The organism is Luteimonas sp. GW821-FHT14E02, from assembly GCF_058803905.1.
The window spans coordinates 33,626-52,947 of record NZ_JBXAPK010000010.1; the positions used below are offsets into that span (position 1 = coordinate 33,626).

The following is a 19,322-nucleotide window of genomic DNA, read 5'->3' on the forward strand; positions in this document are numbered from 1 at the left end:
TGAGGAGCTGGGCGCTACGAATAGCTAGGCGCGTCGGATTCCGACAGGAAGTGTCGAGACGCGTCGCATCTCGGCATCGTCGAACAGGGCGGGATCGTGCAAGGCCGCCATCGCCAGGTCGTGCGCGTCGTTGCCCCAGATCAGGTCGTTGCCGATCGCCAGCGTCGGCACGCCGAAGACGCCGGCGGCGGTGGCCTTGGCGGTGTTGTCGCGCAGCGCGGTCTTCACCGCGTCGCTGCCGATCGCCTCCGCCGCCACGCCGAGCTGCGCGGCCAGCGGTGCGATCGCCTCGGCGCCGTCGACGGCGCGGCCCTCCGCCCAGATCCAGTCGAAGATCGTGCTGACGGCTTGCGGGGTGCTGCCCGCGGCGATGCACAGGCGCAGCGCCGGCAGCGGATTGAACGGGTGCAAGGGCGGAAAGCGGAAGGGAATGCCCTCCTGCCGAGCCCGCCACACCACGTTGCGATAGGTGAACTCGCGCTTGTGCGGGATCTCGGCCGGTCCGCGGATGCCGAGCTCGTTCAAGATCGCGCCGAACACGATCGGCACCGGCTCGATGCCGAATGCGTCCGCATGCGCGGCCAGCTTCCGCCATTGCAGGTAGGAGAACGGCGAAACGAAGTCGAAATACCAGCGCGGTTTCGATGCCATGGCGGCAGTGTAGCGGCTCCGCCGGCAGGCGTCGCACCTGCCTGACCCGCCTCGCGCATGAGAAAATGCCAAAACTCAGGAGGCGACCCACGTGAAAGAAAAAGAACAAATCGTCAACAACTGGCTTCCGCGCTACACCGGCGTTCCACTGGACGGCTTCGGCGAGCACATCCTGCTAACCAACTTCGGCGGCTATCTCGGCCATTTCAGCCGCCTGACCGGTGCCGAGATCGTCGGTCTCGACCGTCCCATGCCCAGCGCCACCGCCGATGGCATCACCATGATCAACTTCGGCATGGGCAGCCCGAACGCGGCGACGATGATGGACCTGCTGTCGGCGATCGAGCCCAAGGCGGTGCTCTTCCTCGGCAAGTGCGGCGGGCTCAAGCGCAAGAACGAACTCGGCGACCTGATCCTGCCGATCGCCGCGATCCGCGGCGAGGGCACCAGCAACGACTACCTGCCGCCGGAAGTGCCGGCGCTGCCGGCGTTCGCCCTGCAGCGCGCGGTCTCGACCATGATCCGCGACATGGGCCAGGACTACTGGACCGGCACCGTCTACACCACCAACCGCCGCGTCTGGGAACACGACGAGGCCTTCAAGGAATACCTGCGCAAGCTGCGCTGCATGGCGATCGACATGGAGACCGCCACGATCTTCGCCGCCGGCTTCGCCAACCGCATTCCCTGCGGCGCGTTGCTGCTGGTCAGCGATCAGCCGATGATTCCCGAAGGCGTGAAGACCGAAGCCTCCGACGCGCGCGTCAGCGCCGAGTACGTCGAACGCCATATCCAGATCGGCATCGAGGCGCTGCGCCTGATCCGCCGGCATGGCAAGTCGGTGCGGCATTTGAAGTTCGACGAATGAACCTCGACGAGTGAGCCAGGCCGGACGAGCATCACGACGCCCGTTTCGAGAGGCCAGTGAATATCTTGCGCAATCCCTACCGGAGATCACCATGACCACCCAGACCTACACCGGCGGCTGTCACTGCGGCAGCGTTCGTTATGAAGTGGACCTCGATCTGGCCGAAGGCGGCGGCCGCTGCAACTGCTCGATCTGCCGCAAGACCCGCAACTGGTCGATGAGCGTGAAGCCGGACGCGTTCCGCCTGCTCAGCGGCGCGGATGCCACGATCGACTACAGCCGCAACGGCCTGACCCACTGGCCGTTCTGCAAGACCTGCGGCGTGCGCGCCTACGGCTACGGCGACATCGAGGAAGTCGGTGGCAAGTACGTGTCGGTCAATCTGGCCTGCCTGGAGGTCGATGACGAACAGCTGGCCGCAGCGCCGATCAAGTATTTCAACGGCCGCGACAACGACTGGTGGCACGAGCCGTCGGACGCCGAGAAGAAGTTCCTGTGATGGCGGCGGTGGCCACTCCAGGCGAGATCGTCGCGTTCTGGCGCGAGGCCGGTTACGTGAAGTGGTTTCAGGGAGGCAAACTCTTCGACGAGGAATGCCACGACCGTTTCCTCGACGCGCACCATGCCGCCGCGCGGCGCGAGTTCGAGCACTGGATGGAGACGGCCGAGGGCGCGCTGGCGCTGCTGTTGCTGCTCGATCAGATTCCACGCAATGTTTTCCGGGGCAGCGGCCATGCCTTCGCCACCGACGGATTGGCGCGGCACTATGCCGCGCACGCAGTCGAGGCCGGGCTCGATCTCCAGGCCGAGCCGGCGCTGCGCGCTTTCTTCTATCTGCCGTTCGAGCACTCCGAAGCGATCGCCGACCAGCGGCGTTCGGTGGAGCTGTTCCGCGACCTCACCGACGGCGGTTACGACAAGTACGCGCAGGCCCATCTGGATGTGATCGAGCGCTTCGGCCGATTTCCGCATCGCAATCGCGCCCTGGGGCGCGAGAACACGGCCGAGGAACAGGCCTGGCTGGATGCCGGCGGCGGGTTCTGAAGCCCTTCTTGGTGCCGAAGACGCAGAGAAACTCTGCAGGGGCGTCTGGCAAAAATACTCGTCATCCCGGCGAAAGTCGGGATCCAGCCCTTCGTCCAGACAATGAATCTCTCAAGAAAAACTGGATCCCGGCTTTCGCCGGGATGACGAATGGAGAGAAGACGATTCTCCCGCGGTTCCGTTAAAAGCGCCTGATGTGAAACGCTCAGTAGCGCGGCACGGCGGGATCGGCCGTCTCGCTCCACGCCTCGATGCCACCGGCGATGTTGTAGACCTCGCGGAATCCCAACTGGCGGAAATGCTCTGCCGCCTGCGCGCTGCGGCCGCCGTGATGGCAGAGGAAGGCGAGCGGTGTTTCCTTCGGCAGCGATTCCAGTGCGGCGGCGCCACCGTCGAGCGTTGAAAAAGCACCACGGATCGTAGCCAGGGCGCGTTCGTCCGGCGGCCGCACATCGACGACGGTCAATTTGCCTTCGGCCAGACGGGCGGCGGCATCCTGCGGCGACAACTCGCCCACCGGCGGCGGTGCGTTCGGATTCTCGATGATCAGCCCGCGTCCGCGCGCATCGTCGACGAAATCGATGACCAGGCCGTCGGCGCGACGTGCGCCGGCGACGTCGATCTGGATGCGCACGCCTTCGCTTTCCGTCGTGATCGCGCTGGCATCTTCCGGCGCCAATTGCAGGCGCGTGCGGAAGGCGCGGTCGATGTCCAGGCGCACGACCACGCCGTCGCCGGCATCGGCGACCGCCTTGCGCAGCATTTCCGCCGCCGTCGGCGTCACCGTGATGGTTGGCGGCGTGCGATCGGGCGGCGGCAGTCCGAGCGCGGCGTGCAATTCGCCGGTGTTGACCATCTGCTCGATGATGTCGCTGCCGCCGACCAGTTCGCCGTCGATGTACAACTGCGGGATCGTCGGCCAGTCGCCGTAGAGCTTGATGCCTTCGCGGATCTCGGGATCGGACAGCACGTCGACGTGGGCGTAATCGACGTCGAGCGTGCCCAGCGCCGCCACCGCCTTGGCCGAGAACCCGCATTGCGGCGCGCGCGGCTCGCCCTTCATGAACAGGACGATGCGGTGGTCGCGCAGCAGCGTGTCGATGCGGGTGCGGACGTTGGGGTCGAGCGTCATGGAATCTCCAGAATTCGGCAGGTTCGGGTGGTGCGGTTCGAACCTTGCATGGTACGCCGCGCCGCGGCCGGCCGTGGCCGCGTGGCATGATGACCGGATGCCCAGAGCGTTCCATTTGCATCGCGTTCCGCGCCATCCCCATGCCTGGTGGGGGCTGCTGGCAGTGTCGCAGGGGCTGGTGATCGCGCTGTGGTGGCGCTTCGGCTGGACGACCGGGTTGCCGGCGATGCTGGCGACCCATGCGGTGCTCCTGTGGGGCGTGTTCCGGCCGCAGTCGCCGCTCTATTCACCGGTGTTGACGCACCTGCCCACCGACGAGCGTTGCGTGTGGCTCACGATCGACGATGGCCCCTCGCAAGACACCTTGCCACTGCTCGATCTGCTCGACGCCCATGATGCGAAGGCGACCTTCTTCCTCGTCGGCGAACGCGCCGCGGCGCAACCCGAGCTGGTGCGCGAGATCGCGCGCCGCGGTCACGGCATCGGCAACCACAGCTACACGCATCCCTCAGCCTGGTTCTGGGCGCTGGGGCCACGGCGCATGCGCGGGGAGATCGTGCGGTGCCAGGACACGTTGCACGCGATCACCGGCACCGCGCCGCGCTGGTTCCGCGCCGTGGTGGGGATGGCGAATCCGTTCGTGTCGGCGCCGTTGCGCGATCGCGGACTGGCACGCGCGGCTTGGGATGCGCGCGGCTTCGACGCGGTGGAAAGCGATGCCGCGAAAGTGCTGGCGCGGATCGAACGCGGTCTGTCGCCCGGCGCGATCGTGCTGCTGCACGAGGGCGCGGGGCATGGACGCAACCTGGAGACGATCACACTTCTTTTGCGACGCCTGTATACACTCGGCTACCGCTGCGTGCTGCCCGAGCAAATCGAGGTGCGGGAGGCGACGCAGGCCTGATGTTGTCGTGCCCGATGTCGCCATGGCTTGATGTCGCCATGTTTCACATCGTTTTCATCGTCGCGAAATTCGGGCGTGTCGAATTTTGTCAGCGGCCCAATTGCGGCAACCATCGAATTTGATTTTAAAATCAAATAGTTGCGAAATTGCCGCAAAAACCGGAGTTTCCCTGAATGCGTCCAGGCGAGCCAAGGATATTGCGCTGCAGCGTGCAACGCCGATTTTGACGTGATTACTCTAACGCCCGTTTCAATCCAGTATTCAAATCCGGAATTGGAGCCGGTATCCGCCGGTCGGGTTGGAATTGTCTTGCGGAAATGATGCCGTGAACAGCCAGAACCCAAGTCCCAGCAATACCCGGGCTCGCCTGCTCGAAGCGGCGGAAGCGCTGTTCATCGAGCATGGCTACGAAGGCATGTCGCTGCGTCAGATCACCAGCTACGCCGAGGTCAATCTGGCGGCGGTGAACTATCACTTCGGCAGCAAGGAAGCGCTGGTCCAGGAATTGCTGTCGGCCCGCCTGGATCGCCTCAACCAGGAACGCCTGCAATTGCTGTCGATCTGCGAGGAGAACAGCGGCGACTCGCCGATGGACGCCTGCGCGGTGCTCAGCGTGCTGTTCGTGCCCGCGGTCCGGCTCAGCCGCGATGACGTCGGCGGCATGGCGTTCATGCGGCTGCTCGGGCGCGTGTACAGCGATTCCTCGCCCTTCATCCGCGACTATCTGCACGAGCACTATCAGCCCATTTACGGGCGTTTCTTCGAGGCTTTCGCGCGCGCGCTTCCGCATCTGTCGCGCAATGAACTCGGCATGCGCCTGCATTTCTGCCTGAAGGCGCTCTCCGGCGTGCTGGCCGGCGAGAACATGGACGAATTGATCTCGGCGCTGTGCATGGGCGAACCCGTCAACGATTCGCTGATGCTGGCGCGGCTGATTTCTTTCATCTCGCCGATGCTGACCGCGCCGTTCGAGAACGGCGAGCAGATCCGCAACGTCGAGCAGGTCATGGGCATGGCCGATGTCGCCGCACGCGCGACCGATGCCCAGACGCAGGCCGAGCACGAGGCCGGGAACGCCAACAAATCACAGGGGATCCTGCCGCCGTGGGCTGCCAGGGTGGTGGGGACATGAGCGGATGGGCGGCCTTCGCGGCCGACACCACATCGGCGCGGTAGGGGAAAAGAAGGCAATGGCCAATACAGTGTCATGGTCGCGTGAGCCCGCTTCACTCGCTGAATACGGCGAGGACGGTCTCAGCCAGTGGAACAACGTTTCACTGCGCTATCGCACGCCCCTGCGCGGCTTTTTCTCCAAACGCGTCAAGGATGCCGCCGAGGTCGACGACCTCATTCAGGAAGTCTTCCTGCACCTGATCCGCCGCGCCCGCGGCGGCCCGATCGAGCATGTCGAACAATATGTCTTCCAGGTCGCGGCCAATGCGCTGCGCGACTGGGGACGCCGCCGCCAGGTCCGGGACCAGGACGCGCACGAGTCCTTCGACGAAGAAATCCACCAGCCCGTTACGGATATTTCGCCGGAGCGCGTCTTACTGGGGAAGGAAGCGATCAAAGTGGTCAGCGCCGTACTGCGCGGACTGCCGGAACGGACCCGCGACGTGTTCGTGCTGCGGGCACTGGAAAAGCGCAAGTACGCGGAGATCGCAGCCATGATGGGCATTTCGGTGCGGGCGGCCGAAAAGCACATGGCCAAGGCCCTGGCGCAGTTGGCTTGCGCGATGGACAGGGCCGGGGGACGGGATTGAGGGGCGCGCCGCCCGGGCAACAGGCGGCGCGCGCTCGATGGGTTTGGCAGGATAGGAACTGGCTTGCGGGATCTGATGGGTCGCTGGAGCGCGTCGACCGGGTCTTGCTAGAGGTAACAGTGGAATGAAGTGGAAAATCTCGCCAAACCGGGACAACCCGGCCGAGCACTCGCCCGACAGTATCGACGAGGCGGCGGCGCGGTGGAGCGAGATCCTGCGCGACGCCGGCGACGACCGGCAGGTGCGCGAAGCGTTCGAGGCCTGGCAGTCGCATTCGCCGCAGAATGCGATGGCCTTCCGGCGTGTGGAGGCGGCGCAGACATTCATTTCCTCGATCGCCGATACCTCCGACGAAATGCAGAGGCTGCGCCGCGAGACGCTGGCGCGCGCGGTCGGCGTCGAGCCGCATTGCTCGCACTGGTGGCGCAATTCGGCCGTCGCCGCCTCCTTGATGGCCGCGGCCGTGCTCGGCATGTTCGCCATGAACCCGAATGCGTCGCGGCAGATCTACCACGATGCCCGCGATGCGATTGCTGGCAACATCTATCAGACCGGAGTCGGCCAGACCTCGGTGGTGTCCCTGGACGACGGCTCGGTGGTCACCCTGAACACGAACAGCCGCATTTCCGTGCATTACGGGCAGGGCGTGCGCGGCATCACCCTGGAGCGCGGGCAGGCCTTGTTCAAGGTGGCGAAGGATCGCGCGCATCCGTTCGTGGTCAGTGCCGGCGGGCGCCAGGTGACGGCGCTCGGAACCGAGTTCGACGTGCATCTGTCCGACCAGCTCTTCGAGGTCACCCTGCTGGAAGGGCGGGTCACGGTGACGCGCGATGATCACGGTCATGCCCCCGCCACTGCCGGCAAGGCCAAGGCGGCGCCGCTGCTGGCCGAGTTGCGGCCCGGGCAACAGTTCGTCGCCGTTGCCAAGGCGGTGCCGCAGGTGCGCCCGGCCGATGTGAGGCGCGTGATCAGTTGGCGCCACGGCCAGATCGTGTTCGAGAACGAACGCCTCGAGGACGCCATCGCCGAGATGAATCGTTATTCGCGCCGGCAGGTCGTGCTGAGCGATGCGCGCCTGGCTTCGCTGAAGATCAGCGGCGCATTCAATACCGGCGACGTCGGTACTTTCGTCGAGGCGCTGACGGATTATTTCCCGATCGAGCGCGCCACGCGCGATGACGACACCATTGTTCTGAAATCGCGCCCGACCAGCACGCGCGGATAGATCGCCGACACGGATTGCATGGGCGAAGGTCTCCGTGTTTCTCCTGTAACCATGCGCATGAAGTCGACGTCACGTCGATGACGTCATCTTGTTCCCGTGATCATTCGGGACGAATGCCACCGAGATGCTTCATGCGCGGAACGATCACGCATCGTTTCAACAAGCGCATGCATCAAGCATGCTGCATTGCAAAATAAGACTCGCAGGTTCAAGAAATGACATGACAGATCGCAACCATGCATTTGCAGGTTCGGGTTTTTCGGCGGGCCGCGTCTGTATTGGAACGAGATTGCCAAAAGTCGGTCCGGAACCAGAGGGGAGAGCGAATGCAAGTGCGAGACCAGAGTCGTTCGTTGAAGCGTGCAATGAAGCCCTGCGTGTTGTTCCTGGCATTGGTGCCGTGTCTGACGGCCTATGCGCGCAATGACGACGTGGCGACAGCGAAGTTCAACATTCCGCAGCAACAGCTCGATGCCGCACTGTCCGAATACGCGCGCCAGAGTGGCAAGCAGCTGCTCTACGCCCCCGAGCTTGCGGCCGGCAAGACCGCGCACGCCGTGCAGGGCGAGAAGACGCCGACACAAGCGTTGCAGGAATTGCTGGCGGGAACCGGTCTCGACTATGCCACCAACGCATCCGGCGCGATCCTGATCAGCGATCGCACCAACAGCAATGTCGGCGGCGGCGCGGAGGCAAAGCCAGCCGCAGCGGAGACGCAGGGAAACGCCCAGGAGGTCGCCGAAGCGCAGCCGGCGGCGCCCTCCCAGGAAGCAGAGGCGCAACAAGCGGCGCCCGAAACAACGGCAAGCCAGAGTAGATCCGGAAGCGCCACCACCCTCGACACGATCGTGGTGACCGCGCAGAAGAAGGTCGAGAACATCCAGAAGGTGCCGATCGCGATCACCGCCTTCGGCGGCGAGGAGCTCAACGATCGCAAGATCGAAACCGGCGCCGACCTGGTCACCGCCACGCCGAACGTCAGCTTCTCCAAGACCAACTTCGCCAGCTACAACTTCCAGATCCGCGGCATCGGCACGCAGGCCTTGTCGGTCACCACCGACCCGGCCGTGGCGATCAGCTTCAACAGCACGCCGATGATCCGCAATCGCCTGTTCGAGCAGGAATACTTCGACGTCGAGCGCGTCGAGGTGCTGCGCGGACCACAGGGCACGTTGTACGGCCGCAACGCGACCGCCGGCGTGGTCAACATGATCCCGAACCTGGCGAACCCCGACGCGTTCGAGGCCAATGTCAAGGGCGAGATCGGCAACTACGACACCACGCGCATCAACGGCATGATCAACGTGCCGCTCAGCGATACGTTCGCGTTCCGCCTAGCCACGCAGTACACCAAGCGCGACGGTTACGACCACAACACGGTCACGAACAAGGACGTCAACGACCGCGACATCCTCGGCGTGCGTGGTTCGCTGGCCTGGAAGCCCAGCGATCGCTTCAATGCCAGTCTGGTCTGGGAGCACTTCCAGGAAGACGACATGCGCGCGCGCACCGGCAAGCAGCTTTGCCACAACGATGCGAGCCGCACGACGCTCGGTGCGCTGACGCTGCGGCCGGGCGACGGCAGCTTCATGAGCCAGGGCTGCAAGGACGGATCGCTCTACGACAACGATGCCTTCGGCGTCCCCAACGGCGCCAGCCTGCCGTTCGTGCTCGGTGCCGCCACAGCCGGCGGCATCATCGGTCTGACGCCGGACTTCAACGTCGCCACCTTGATCAAGTACGGTCTCGATCCCTATGCCGGCGTCACGCAGTCGCACGACATGCGCAAGATCGCCACCAGCTACGACCCGAAGTTCGAGGCCACGAACGACGTGGCGCAGCTCAACTTCGACGTGGCCATCGGCGACCATCTGAATTTCGTGTCGCAGACCCTGTACACGAAGGACCAGTACTACTCGACCCAGGACTACGGGCGCTTCCAGTCCAATCCGATCTTCACTCCCACGGATGGATTGTTGGGCTTCGATCCGAACTTCAATCTCGTTCCCGCTTACCCGTTGACGCCGGGCGGGGTGTACTGCGATCCGCAACTCGGTTGTTCCGATCGTTTGCTCACCGTCGATCTGGTCGATTCCGAAAGCACGCAGTGGTCGCAGGAGTTCCGCCTGCAGTCCTCGTACGACGGCCCGTTCAACTTCAACGTCGGCGCGAACTATCTGGAATACAAGGTCGACGAAAGCTACTACGTCTTCAGCAATGTGCTGACCGCCATTGCCCAGTCGACTTTCAACTCCAGCGGCATCGGCGCGCGTCCGCGCGATTGCGCGGCGGGTTCGGGCACCGCGATAGATGCCAGCACCGGTGAAGTGGTGCCTTGCGTCTACATCGATCCCAATACACTGAATGGCATCAACGGCCAGGGTCACAACTATTTCCGCAGCCGCAACGTCGCCAAGACGAAATCCACGGCGATCTTCGGAGAAGGCTACTGGCAGATCAACGACAAGGTGAAACTGACGGCCGGCCTGCGCTGGACACGTGACGTCAAGACCACGACGCCGTATCCGAGCCAGCTCCTGCTCGCGGGAACGAAGTTGCCGTCCTACTACCTCGGTGGCGGCTACACCGGTTACGGCTATCCGGCCGGCCCGGAAATCCGTCAGACTTGGAACGAGCCGACCGGCCGCCTGGTCCTCGACTGGTCGCCGGATCTGTCGTTCACCGACAGCACCATGATCTATGCCTCGCTCGCGCGCGGCTACAAGGCCGGTGGCACCAACTCTCCGGGCGTGGGCGCCGATCCGGCGCTTCTCAGCTTCACGCAGCGTGATCCGCGCTTCAAGGCGGAATACGTCAATGCGTTCGAGATCGGCATGAAGAACGTCATGGCCGGCGGCAAGTTCATCTTCAACGCCACGGCGTTCTACAACGATTACAAGGATTATCAGGTTTCGCAGATCCAGGACCGTGCCACCTTGAACGAGAACTTCGACGCCAAGACCTGGGGCGCCGAGTTCGAGGCCGTGTGGCGGCCGACCGATGCGTTCCAGCTCAGCGGCAATGTCGGTCTGTTGCGCACGCGTGTCGGTTCGAATCAGTACTCCATCGACGTGATGGATCGCACGGCCGGCAATCCGGACTGGGTCGTGGTGCGGCCGTGGCTGCAGCTGGCCTCGAACTGCATCGCGCCCAAGGCGCTGGTGGAGACCGCGCTGACCAACTGGTATGCCAACAATCCGGATACCAGCCTTCCCATCCTGCTCAACAGCTTCTGCTCGGTGAACACGCCCACGGCGGGCGGTGGCTTCACCAGCGACGGTGGCTTCAACGGCGGGCCGGGTGTCTGGGCGGGCGGCGCCGGCCCCAACTACCTGGGCGATGGCAATTACTACAACCCGCTCATCGATGCGCCCAATGGCGGTGCCGGCTTCGCCAAGAACGTCGGCGGCAACGAACTGCCCAACGCGCCGCATCTCACCGTCAGTCTCAGCCCGCAGTACACATTCTCGTTGCCGAAGGGTGACCTGACCCTGCGCGCCGACCTGTACTACCAGAGCAAGAGCTGGGCGCGCATCTATCAGGATCGCATCGATCGCCTGCACGACTGGGGCAACGTCAACCTCTCGTTGACCTGGTACAAGCCGGACACTGATTTCACCGTGCAGCTCTACGTCAAGAACGCGCTCGACGGCGAAGCGATCACCGGCACCTTCCTCAACAGCGACGACACCGGCCTGACCGCGAACGCGTTCATCCAGGACCCGCGCATCGTGGGCCTCTCGATCCGCAAAGGCTTCTATTGATTCAAGCAAACAGGGAAACAGATATGCGCCCGCCGCAGGCGGGCGGTTCAACAGCCCGAGAAGACATCACATTCCAGCGTCCAGAATGTCAAAAGTAAAAAGGGTGCTGCCGATTCTCGATGCCACTTGGGTAAGTGCCGCCACGGCACGAAGGTTCCTCCGTGGCAACCTTCCGGATGTCTGTTCCCATCCGGTTACCTCAACTCTGTGATAGTGGAGTAAACAGCATGGCCAAGTTCAAAACCGCTCTTCTTGCCACTCTGATCGTCGCTAGCCCGCTCGTTGCTTCCTCGGCTTTTGCCTCGAGCTATCAGGTGTTCAAAGGCGGCGTCTGGAAGGTATCGGACAGCACGACGCTGACCGGGCCGACCACCGCGACGGTGGCGGGCATTCCGATTCCGTGCACTGCCACCTTTACGCTGTCGTTGAATGCCAGCGGCGCCGCGACGGTCACGGCCGCCAGCTTCTCGGGCAGTTCCGCCTGTCTCGGCGTGACCGCGCAAGCCTTGCCGTGGACCGTCGCCGCGCCTGTCGCGATCTCGGGTTCTTCCTCGGTGACCGTGAACATCAGTGGCATCAACGTCAAGTTCTCGAGCCCGAGCGCGACCTGCACCGGCAATGCCTCGGGTACGCTGACCAACGCGAACCCGAATCCGCCGACTGGCACAACCCCTGTCGTCAATGATTACACCTTCACGGCGCCACTGTCGGCCCCCTGCACCAACGTCAAGTCCAATCCGAAGCTGACGTCTGCCAATCCCATCCGGGCCGTGTTCCCCTGATCGGATGTAGATCGTGATGCATGGATGATGATCCCGCACCGATATCGACAAGGCTGTCGTGGAACCTCGGGTCGGGTAATGCCGCCGCTTCAAGCGCTCAGCGCTTGAAGCGGCGTTGCAGCTTGAAGGCGCGTTCGCCTCGGTCTGACAAGAGAGTGAGAGTCGAGTTGTGCGCTCTTCCGGACGGTGATGTTGCAACCCTGCGGACGCCCGTCCGCTGGTCGCTAATCGAATCTTCATTTCGCTAGATTTCGGGAGTCAATTTATGTCAAAGGCACTGATTTCCACGGCTCTCGCCACGGCGCTGGCCGGCATCGCCGCCATGCCTGTCGCGATGGCGGGCACCCCCACGGGTCCGTGGGCGGTCTTCAAGTACTGTCCTTACAACGATCCGAACGTCACCACGTGCGTGATCAATACCACCACGTCGGGTTCGTTCACGATTGGCACCACCACTCTGCCGATCGATAAGCCGATCGTGCTGCAGGGCGGCGTTGTGACGATCGCGCCTCCGTCCAACACCTTCGAACCTCTTTACGATGCGGTTGGCGCTCCGACGCTTTCCTCGCCTCCGGGCAAGGTTCCCGGTGGTCTGCTCGGCATCGTCAATCCGGCGCCCGACTGGCCGTTCCCGCTGTGGCAGGCTTTCTGGAGCATCGTCAATTCGGTCAATGACGTCACGGCCACGATGGAATCGGTGCAGACGATCCAGACCAGTCTCGCGAACGGACTGTATCCGCCCGCCGACGGTAGCGACCCCACGGCGGTACGTCTCGCGCTTCGCGTGCGTCTGCAGAACCCGTTCCTTGGTAGCTCCTGCTACATCGGCACGGCGCAGAACCCGGTCGTGGTCAAGCTGCAGACCGGCACGACCAATCCGCCGGCGCCGAATCAGCCGCTCGCAGGCAATCCCGGCACGGCGAACTTCATCACGGTCACCGAAGATCCCTACACCGCTTACATCGATGTCCAGGGTTCCTCGTATGTCGACAATTCGTTCTCGGTGCCGAAGGCAAGCGGTTGCGGCAATGTCACCCTGCTCGGCATTCCGATTCCGATCCTCACGGATGTGCTCGAAGCCCTGGTCTCCGGCGCCGTCAATCTGAAGGTGGGGCTGCCGTCGGCTGCCGGCAAGAACACCGCGATCTTGAATGGCAATGCGGCGATCGCGGCATCCGAGTACGTGCGGAACAGCGCGCAGTAAGCCAAGAAGCGAATGGTTACGGTTGTGCATGTAACCTTGATTGCGGAGCGGCTCGCCTGAGTCGCTCCGCAAACGCTTGAGGCCTGTTTCAAAGCCCAAGGCTTCGTTTTTTCGTTGTGTTCTGGCCGGAAATACAAGAGCACTGTTCTTCGGCATCCGACATCCATAAGATTTCCGTCAATGCGGGATGACGGGTCTCGAAACCCGCGTCTCCCGATCTCGAGATGGATTCCGGGCAAATGCATTTGCGCTACATCGTGATGACTCTGGCGGGATTGGGCGCACTCGCCTGCGCCTATTTCCTGGGGCGCGCGCAAGGCCCGCAAACCGCGGCCGAAGGCGCGGCGGGCCACATTGCTGCGACACAGGCAGGTCATGAAGGTGTCGATGCCAGGGCGGTTTCCGCCGGAACAGTGCCCGCCACCATGCCGCTGCCGGCGCGCAACACGTCGTTGAAGAAGGTCTATCGCGACTTGAAGACCCGCGCCGATGCCGGTGACGTGGCAGCGGCCACGCGCCTGTATCGCGATCTCCACATTTGCGGTTACCTGGATAGCGTGGAGTGGTCGTTCGCCCGCGTCGCCGATGAGTTGCTGGACCAGAAGGTCGACACGACGGATGCGGGGAAGATGGAGGACTATCGCGTTCAACTGGATGCGATCGAGTCTCGAAAACAGGCCATGCAGAAATTCCGTGCCCTCTGCGATGGCGTGGATCGCGCGATGCTGGATTCCCAGCTGCCAAGCCTGCAGAAGGCCGCGCAGCTCGGCGAGGAGCATGCGCGTGCCTGCTATCTGGCGCGCGGTCCGAACTACGATCCGCGCGGATTGATGCAGCATCCGGAGTGGCTCGAGAGTTATCGCGCCAACATCAAATCCATGGTCGATACGGGACTCGCGGCCGGCGACTGGAAGGTGGTGGACATTCTTCGCAATGCGTATGAGCCCGGTTCGGACAGCATGCTTTCCGGCGTGCTCGGTTCGGATCCCATCCTGTACTACAGGTATCTGAAACTCTATCGGCTTGGTGCGGAGCCCTATCGTGCCGAGGAAATCGATCGCCAGTTGGCCGCGGCGGCCACGCGGATCAAGCCGGAGCAGCGCGCGGATGCCGATCTCTGGGCGCAATCGACATTTCAGCAGGGGTTCGATGGTGGCAATTCGACCGAGTCGACAGTGCCGGGCTGGGATCCCTGTTCGTTCCCCTACGACCCTTTGTGATGTCATGAAGCATATGGATTCGCACATTCCTCGGCACAGGCAGATTCGCGCATGAACCTGCAGCGTTGGCTCATCGTGGGTGCGGTGCTGGTGGCGATCGCTGGGGCGTACTTTCTCGGTCGTGCCGATGCTCCCAGGCCACCGCCGACAGTGCGGGCTGATATCCCGGCCGGAGAGGCAGGGGCGGAGGGGGCCGGAAAACTACAGGCCTCGTCCACAAAATCGATCATCGGCATCGTCAAGGGCGCGCCGCTGCCGGCTCCCGGCACGCCTTTGAAGGATACGTTCGCCGGCTTGCAGGCGCGTGCGCACAACGGCGATGTCGGCGCGGCCACGCGTCTGTACCACGATCTCAGCAAATGCAGCCACTTGCGCGGCTCGGAGTGGAAGAATGCTAGTGAGGCCAACGATCTCACCAGCAAGAAAACCGAGAATATGACGCCGGCGCAGCTGCGGACTTACCAGGCGATCCTCAGTGCGATGGAGTTGCGTCAACAAGCCGATCGCAAGAATCAAGAGCTGTGTGATGGTGTGGGTGATGAGATGCTGGGCAGCCTGGTCGACAACATCGCACAGGCCGCGAGGCTCGGCGACGAAGATGCGCGGGCGTGCTATCTGGGGCAGGGGCCGCTCTACGATGTGCGGAGCATGTTGAAGCATCCGGAATCCTTGCGGAATTACCGCAGCAATGCGTCGGCGCTGATCGAAGCCGGCCTCACGGCGGGTGACTGGCGCGTCGTCGATCTGCTGCAGCAAGCTTATGAACCGGGTTCACAGAGCCTGCTGGCCGGCGTGGTCGGTGCCGATCCGGTACAGCACTATCGCTATCTCAAGCTTTATCGCCTCGGCGCCGAACAGCATCGCTCCGCCAGGCTGGATCAGCAGTTGGCGGCCGTTGCATCGAACCTGACATCGGCGCAGCTCACCGAAGCGAACGAATGGGCGCAGCGAACCCTTCAGGACAACTTCGAAGGCAACTCGACCAACACGACGCCACCCGGATGGGAGGCGTGCGAATTTTGATTTCGTTTCCGGTCTAGGCATTCCAAGGCTTTTTCGGCCGACATTCTGCCGATCCTGAGGCGAATGAGTGAGGTGAAGGATAGTCGTCGCATCGAACCTGAGAATCGGTTAGACGATTCATGGCGAATCGATTCCTGCAATGCCCGATCAGGGGCGACGCTTGCAGGAGAAGTGCCGTTACGCCCCTCTTCCTAGGAGCAAAACGTCATGTCCAAGCTCAGATCCACCGCGATCGCTGCTCTCGTTGCCGGAGGTGCGCTGATAGCGTCTCCCGCATCCGCTTCCGGTTATGAAATGTGGGATGGCGCGGCCTGGGTCCGGAATGCGGTCGAAACTTTTTCCGGATCCTTTGTCCTGAAGAATATGGGCATGGTGTATCCATGTACGATGACGGTGACATGGGCATTGAGCAATGGTGCGATCCAGACAACGGCCAGTCTCAGCGGCAGTTCGGCCTGCACGAGCATGACGGTGCAGTCAGGGGGCACGTCTCCACCTGTGGCGATTTCCGGGAGTCCCGCGGTCAGGATGACGATAAGCGGTATCGTCATTCAATCGACAAGCATGATGATGACGTGCAGCGGGCAGATAACCGCGGAATTGAGCAATGCGAACCCTTATCTGCCCAACCCGCCCCTTTCCTCTCCGCCCTACAACCACGTCATGTTCAATGGCCCGCTGGGACCATGCACGATCAGTACGCCTGCGCCGGGCCTGCCGACCTCGAGACCATTCCGTGCTTATTTCCCCTGAGTCGAAGTTCGCCGCCGACCTGGGGAGTGTCGTCTATTCCGGCCGCACCGCCACAATCAGCCAGTGATTGAAGGGCGTGCGGCCGTACAACGGCGCGAAGCTTGCCTGCAGGGCGGCATCATTGAACACGGCACGCAGCGCTTCGGTGCTGGGATAGTGCTTCGGCGCCGATGACATCCAGCCGGCGAGGTGTGCGAAGCGGTCTCCGAGGCGGGTGTAGTGGCTGCGCCGGCCGTTGTCGTCGAGGGCGGCACGAATCACCAGGCGCGCGCCGGGCGTGAGCATCGCGATGGCGGCGTCGAGCAGGCGGCGCTGCGCCTCGGCGGAGAGGTACTGCAGGACGTCCAGGACGGCGACGCTGCCGGTGTGCCGCGGGATCTCGCGGGCGAGATCGGCGGTGGCGAAGTCTGTCCGCGCCAATCCCGCTCGCCGCGCCGCGCGTTGCGCGCGCGAGATCTTGGCCACATCGATGTCCACGCCGTGATAGGACAGCGACTGTCCGTCGCGATGCAAGGTGTGTGCGAGCAATCCCAGCCCGCAGCCGATATCGAGCAGCGGCGCGTGGCTGCCGCGCAGCGCGTCGAGGACGCCTGGGTAGAGCGGATCGCTCGCCAGCTTCGCGCGGGCATAGTAATAGTCCCAGCGGCTGCCCCAGAAGCGCTCGGGAAGGAAGGCGTTGGCGATCTCGGTGGCGCGCTGTCGTGGCAGGGGTCGGGTGTCGTGACTCATGTCCGCAGCAGCGTGCGTGCGACCGGCAGGGCGAGTCGCATCCATTCGGCGTACATCGCCGCCGAAGGATGCAGGCCATCTTCGGCGAGCATCACCGGCTCGGCGCCGCGTTCGCGGCTGACCGGGGTGATGTCGACAAACGGAATTCCGTGCTGCGCGCAAACTTCGCGCGCGGCGGCGTTGTAAGCGTCGAGCTCGTGCGCGATCCGCGCGACATCCCGGCCGGAGGCGGCACCGAACGGCGTGACGCCCCAGTCGGGAATCGACAGCACCATCACGCGGTCCGCGCGGCCATTGGCGAAACCGGTGGCGCGCTCCAGCAATCCGGCGAATTCACCGCGGTAGTTTTCCACCTCTCGGCCGCGATACTGATTGTTCACGCCGATGGCCAGGCTGACGAAGCCGTAATGGCCGAGCGGCTGCGCGGCATCGATGGCGGCATCGAGTTCGTCGGTCGTCCAACCCGTGGTGGCGAGGATGCGGGGCGCATCCAGCGCAACGCCTTCCTGACGCAGCGCGTGCGCCAGCTGTTCCGGCCAGCGGCCGTCAGGCGCGACGCTTTCGCCGATGGTGTAGCTGTCGCCGAGGGCGAGGTAGGAGATCGCGGCGGAGTGCAACGCGCCTTTCCCCCGACGCTGGATCAGGCCACGGCCGCGCGTTGCGTCCGATCGGCGTCGCCGACGTCGCGTCCGGCGCGGCGCGAGAGCACGCGGTCGATGCGATGGAAGACTTCACGCAGCGTATCCGGTTCCGGCAGCAGCGTGACGCGGAAGTGGTTGCGATACGGCACGTTGAAGCTGGAGCCGGGCACGATCAGCACGTCCTCGGTTTCCAGCAGTTCCAGCGCGAAGGCGTGATCGTCGAAGCCGCGCGCCGCGTCGCCGACGACGCCCGGGAAGGCGTACAGCGCGCCGGCCGGCTCGGACAGGTGCAAGTGCTCGCTCGCATCGCAGATGTCGATCACTGCGCGTCGTGCTTCGTACAGGCGTCCGCCCGGCTGGCACAGCGCCGTGATCGTGTCGGTGCCGTGCAGCGCCGCTTCGATCGCGAATTGTCCCGGCACGTTGGCGCACAGGCGCAGCGCCCCGAGCAGGTCCATGGCATGGTGGAACTCGCCGATGCGCATCGCATCGCCCGACAGCATCGCCCAACCGACGCGCCAGCCGCAGGCGCGATGCACCTTCGACAGGCCGCCAAACGACAGGCAGGGCACGTCGCCGGCCAGCGGCGCGACGGGCACGAACCTGGCGCCGTCGTAGAGGATGCTGTCGTAGATCTCATCGCACATCAGCAGCAGGTGATGCTTGGCGGCGATGGCGACGATGCGCTCCAGCAGCTCGCGCGGGTAGGCGGCGCCGGTGGGGTTGTTGGGGTTGATCAGCACGATCGCGCGCGTGCGCGGGGACACCAGCGCCTCGATCTCGTCCGGATCAGGCAGGAAGCCGGTGCTGGCATGGCAGCGGTAGAACACCGGGCGGCCGTCGTTGAGGATGGTCGCCGCCGACCACAGCGGGTAGTCGGGTGAGGGCAGCAGCACTTCGTCGCCGGGGTTCAGCAGGGCGCGCAGCGACAGGTCGATCAGTTCGCTGACGCCGTTGCCGACGAACACGCGCTCGGGCGTCGCATTCGGGGTGCCGCGCTGCTTGTGGAAGGCGGCGATGGCTTCGCGCGCGGCCGGCAGGCCCTGCTGGTGGGTATAGGGATCGGTATCGTGGATGTGATCGGCGATGGCGCGCTGCAGGTGTTCCGGGGCACGGAACCCGAACGCGCCGGGGTTGCCGATGTTGAGCTTGATCAGGGTGCGGCCCTGGGCCTCCAGCTCACGGGCTCGGCGTGCCAGCTCTCCGCGGATCTCGTAACGGACTTCGGACAGGCGCTCGCGGGTGGCAATGGGAGTGGTAGGCATGGGCGGAAGACGGGGGGTAATCCCGCCCAGATTAACGGATGCGGCGTGATCGGGGCAAAAAGCCGGCCGGGTCCGCGGGCCCGGCCGGCGGTCGTCAGAAATTGGGGCACTGCTCGATGATGATTTCCACATTATCTGTGATCTCGCCCTCGAAGCTCCTCGAACCGTCGCAGTAGCGGTGTGACTCCCCGGCCCAGCGGCCATCGTCGTAGTAGTAATACCTGTGCAGCCCGCGGTCTGGCAGAGCGATTGCCGTGGCGGCCGACAGCAGCAGGACGGTTGCCAGGGAGTACAGCGCGACACGCTTTTTCATGACGTTCCCTCGAAAATGGCGGTAGCGTTTGATAAACCGGA

Annotated in this window: 19 protein-coding genes; 13 read left to right on the forward strand and 6 right to left on the reverse strand. The window is 63.9% G+C overall.

Features of this window, described 5'->3' with window-relative positions:
- Positions 1 to 24 precede the first annotated feature (24 nt).
- Complete coding sequence (locus AC1RNP_RS15705; RefSeq protein WP_493052220.1) at positions 25 to 651, reverse strand: 2-hydroxychromene-2-carboxylate isomerase; 627 nt, start codon at positions 649 to 651, stop codon at positions 25 to 27.
- A 91-nt stretch (positions 652 to 742) separates the two neighbouring features.
- Here AC1RNP_RS15705 and AC1RNP_RS15710 point away from each other — a divergent pair, with 91 nt between their 5' ends.
- From AC1RNP_RS15710 to AC1RNP_RS15720, 3 genes are all read left to right on the forward strand, one after another.
- The gene (locus AC1RNP_RS15710; protein ID WP_493052221.1) at positions 743 to 1,519 is read left to right on the forward strand and encodes an AMP nucleosidase; all 777 of its coding nucleotides are present in this window, start codon (positions 743 to 745) and stop codon (positions 1,517 to 1,519) included.
- A 91-nt stretch (positions 1,520 to 1,610) separates the two neighbouring features.
- Positions 1,611 to 2,018, forward strand: a complete 408-nt coding sequence (locus tag AC1RNP_RS15715) for a GFA family protein (RefSeq protein WP_493052222.1) — start codon at positions 1,611 to 1,613, stop codon at positions 2,016 to 2,018.
- Positions 2,018 to 2,563: a DUF924 family protein gene (locus tag AC1RNP_RS15720; RefSeq protein ID WP_493052223.1), complete on the forward strand. Its 546-nt coding sequence runs from the start codon at positions 2,018 to 2,020 to the stop codon at positions 2,561 to 2,563. The genes AC1RNP_RS15715 and AC1RNP_RS15720 overlap by 1 nt, the downstream gene beginning before the upstream one ends.
- A 205-nt stretch (positions 2,564 to 2,768) precedes the next feature.
- Here AC1RNP_RS15720 and grxD read toward each other — a convergent pair whose 3' ends face one another.
- Positions 2,769 to 3,695, reverse strand: a complete 927-nt coding sequence (gene grxD / locus AC1RNP_RS15725; RefSeq protein WP_493052224.1) for a Grx4 family monothiol glutaredoxin — start codon at positions 3,693 to 3,695, stop codon at positions 2,769 to 2,771.
- A 97-nt stretch (positions 3,696 to 3,792) separates the two neighbouring features.
- Here grxD and AC1RNP_RS15730 point away from each other — a divergent pair, with 97 nt between their 5' ends.
- The 10 genes from AC1RNP_RS15730 (at position 3,793) to AC1RNP_RS15775 (ending at position 16,333) form a co-directional block, all read left to right on the forward strand.
- On the forward strand, positions 3,793 to 4,599 hold the full coding sequence (locus tag AC1RNP_RS15730) for a polysaccharide deacetylase family protein (protein ID WP_493052225.1): 807 nt from the start codon (positions 3,793 to 3,795) through the stop codon (positions 4,597 to 4,599).
- Between the two features lie 325 nt (positions 4,600 to 4,924).
- Positions 4,925 to 5,731 carry a TetR/AcrR family transcriptional regulator gene (locus AC1RNP_RS15735; protein ID WP_493052226.1) on the forward strand — a complete coding sequence of 269 codons (807 nt, stop codon included), beginning with the start codon at positions 4,925 to 4,927 and terminating at the stop codon, positions 5,729 to 5,731.
- Positions 5,732 to 5,735: 4 nt separating this feature from the next.
- Positions 5,736 to 6,362 (forward strand): RNA polymerase sigma factor, encoded by a 627-nt coding sequence (locus AC1RNP_RS15740; protein ID WP_493052227.1) that lies wholly within the window; start codon positions 5,736 to 5,738, stop codon positions 6,360 to 6,362.
- A 124-nt stretch (positions 6,363 to 6,486) separates the two neighbouring features.
- A complete protein-coding gene (locus tag AC1RNP_RS15745) occupies positions 6,487 to 7,587 on the forward strand; it encodes a FecR family protein (protein ID WP_493052228.1) in 1,101 nt (366 codons plus the stop codon).
- Between the two features lie 353 nt (positions 7,588 to 7,940).
- On the forward strand, positions 7,941 to 11,351 hold the full coding sequence (locus AC1RNP_RS15750) for a TonB-dependent receptor (protein ID WP_493052229.1): 3,411 nt from the start codon (positions 7,941 to 7,943) through the stop codon (positions 11,349 to 11,351).
- 227 nt (positions 11,352 to 11,578) lie between these two features.
- On the forward strand, positions 11,579 to 12,133 hold the full coding sequence (locus AC1RNP_RS15755) for a PraA/PraB family alkane oxidation protein activator (protein WP_493052230.1): 555 nt from the start codon (positions 11,579 to 11,581) through the stop codon (positions 12,131 to 12,133).
- A 265-nt stretch (positions 12,134 to 12,398) separates the two neighbouring features.
- Positions 12,399 to 13,337, forward strand: a complete 939-nt coding sequence (locus AC1RNP_RS15760; protein ID WP_493052231.1) for a hypothetical protein — start codon at positions 12,399 to 12,401, stop codon at positions 13,335 to 13,337.
- A 239-nt stretch (positions 13,338 to 13,576) separates the two neighbouring features.
- A complete protein-coding gene (locus tag AC1RNP_RS15765) occupies positions 13,577 to 14,557 on the forward strand; it encodes a hypothetical protein (protein WP_493052232.1) in 981 nt (326 codons plus the stop codon).
- An 84-nt stretch (positions 14,558 to 14,641) separates the two neighbouring features.
- Positions 14,642 to 15,580 (forward strand): hypothetical protein, encoded by a 939-nt coding sequence (locus AC1RNP_RS15770; RefSeq protein ID WP_493052233.1) that lies wholly within the window; start codon positions 14,642 to 14,644, stop codon positions 15,578 to 15,580.
- Positions 15,581 to 15,787: 207 nt separating this feature from the next.
- Entirely contained in the window at positions 15,788 to 16,333 is a 546-nt protein-coding gene (locus AC1RNP_RS15775) for a hypothetical protein (protein WP_493052234.1), read from the forward strand.
- Between the two features lie 33 nt (positions 16,334 to 16,366).
- Here the strand turns inward: AC1RNP_RS15775 and AC1RNP_RS15780 are convergent, their stop codons facing one another.
- The 4 genes from AC1RNP_RS15780 to AC1RNP_RS15795 form a co-directional block, all read right to left on the reverse strand.
- Positions 16,367 to 17,041, reverse strand: coding sequence for a methyltransferase domain-containing protein (locus AC1RNP_RS15780; protein ID WP_493052323.1), 675 nt, complete (start codon positions 17,039 to 17,041; stop codon positions 16,367 to 16,369).
- A gap of 17 nt (positions 17,042 to 17,058) precedes the next feature.
- Complete coding sequence (locus AC1RNP_RS15785; RefSeq protein ID WP_493052235.1) at positions 17,059 to 17,679, reverse strand: SGNH/GDSL hydrolase family protein; 621 nt, start codon at positions 17,677 to 17,679, stop codon at positions 17,059 to 17,061.
- Between the two features lie 23 nt (positions 17,680 to 17,702).
- Entirely contained in the window at positions 17,703 to 18,968 is a 1,266-nt protein-coding gene (locus AC1RNP_RS15790; RefSeq protein WP_493052236.1) for a pyridoxal phosphate-dependent aminotransferase, read from the reverse strand.
- A gap of 94 nt (positions 18,969 to 19,062) precedes the next feature.
- Positions 19,063 to 19,281 (reverse strand): hypothetical protein, encoded by a 219-nt coding sequence (locus tag AC1RNP_RS15795; RefSeq protein WP_493052237.1) that lies wholly within the window; start codon positions 19,279 to 19,281, stop codon positions 19,063 to 19,065.
- Positions 19,282 to 19,322 lie beyond the last annotated feature (41 nt).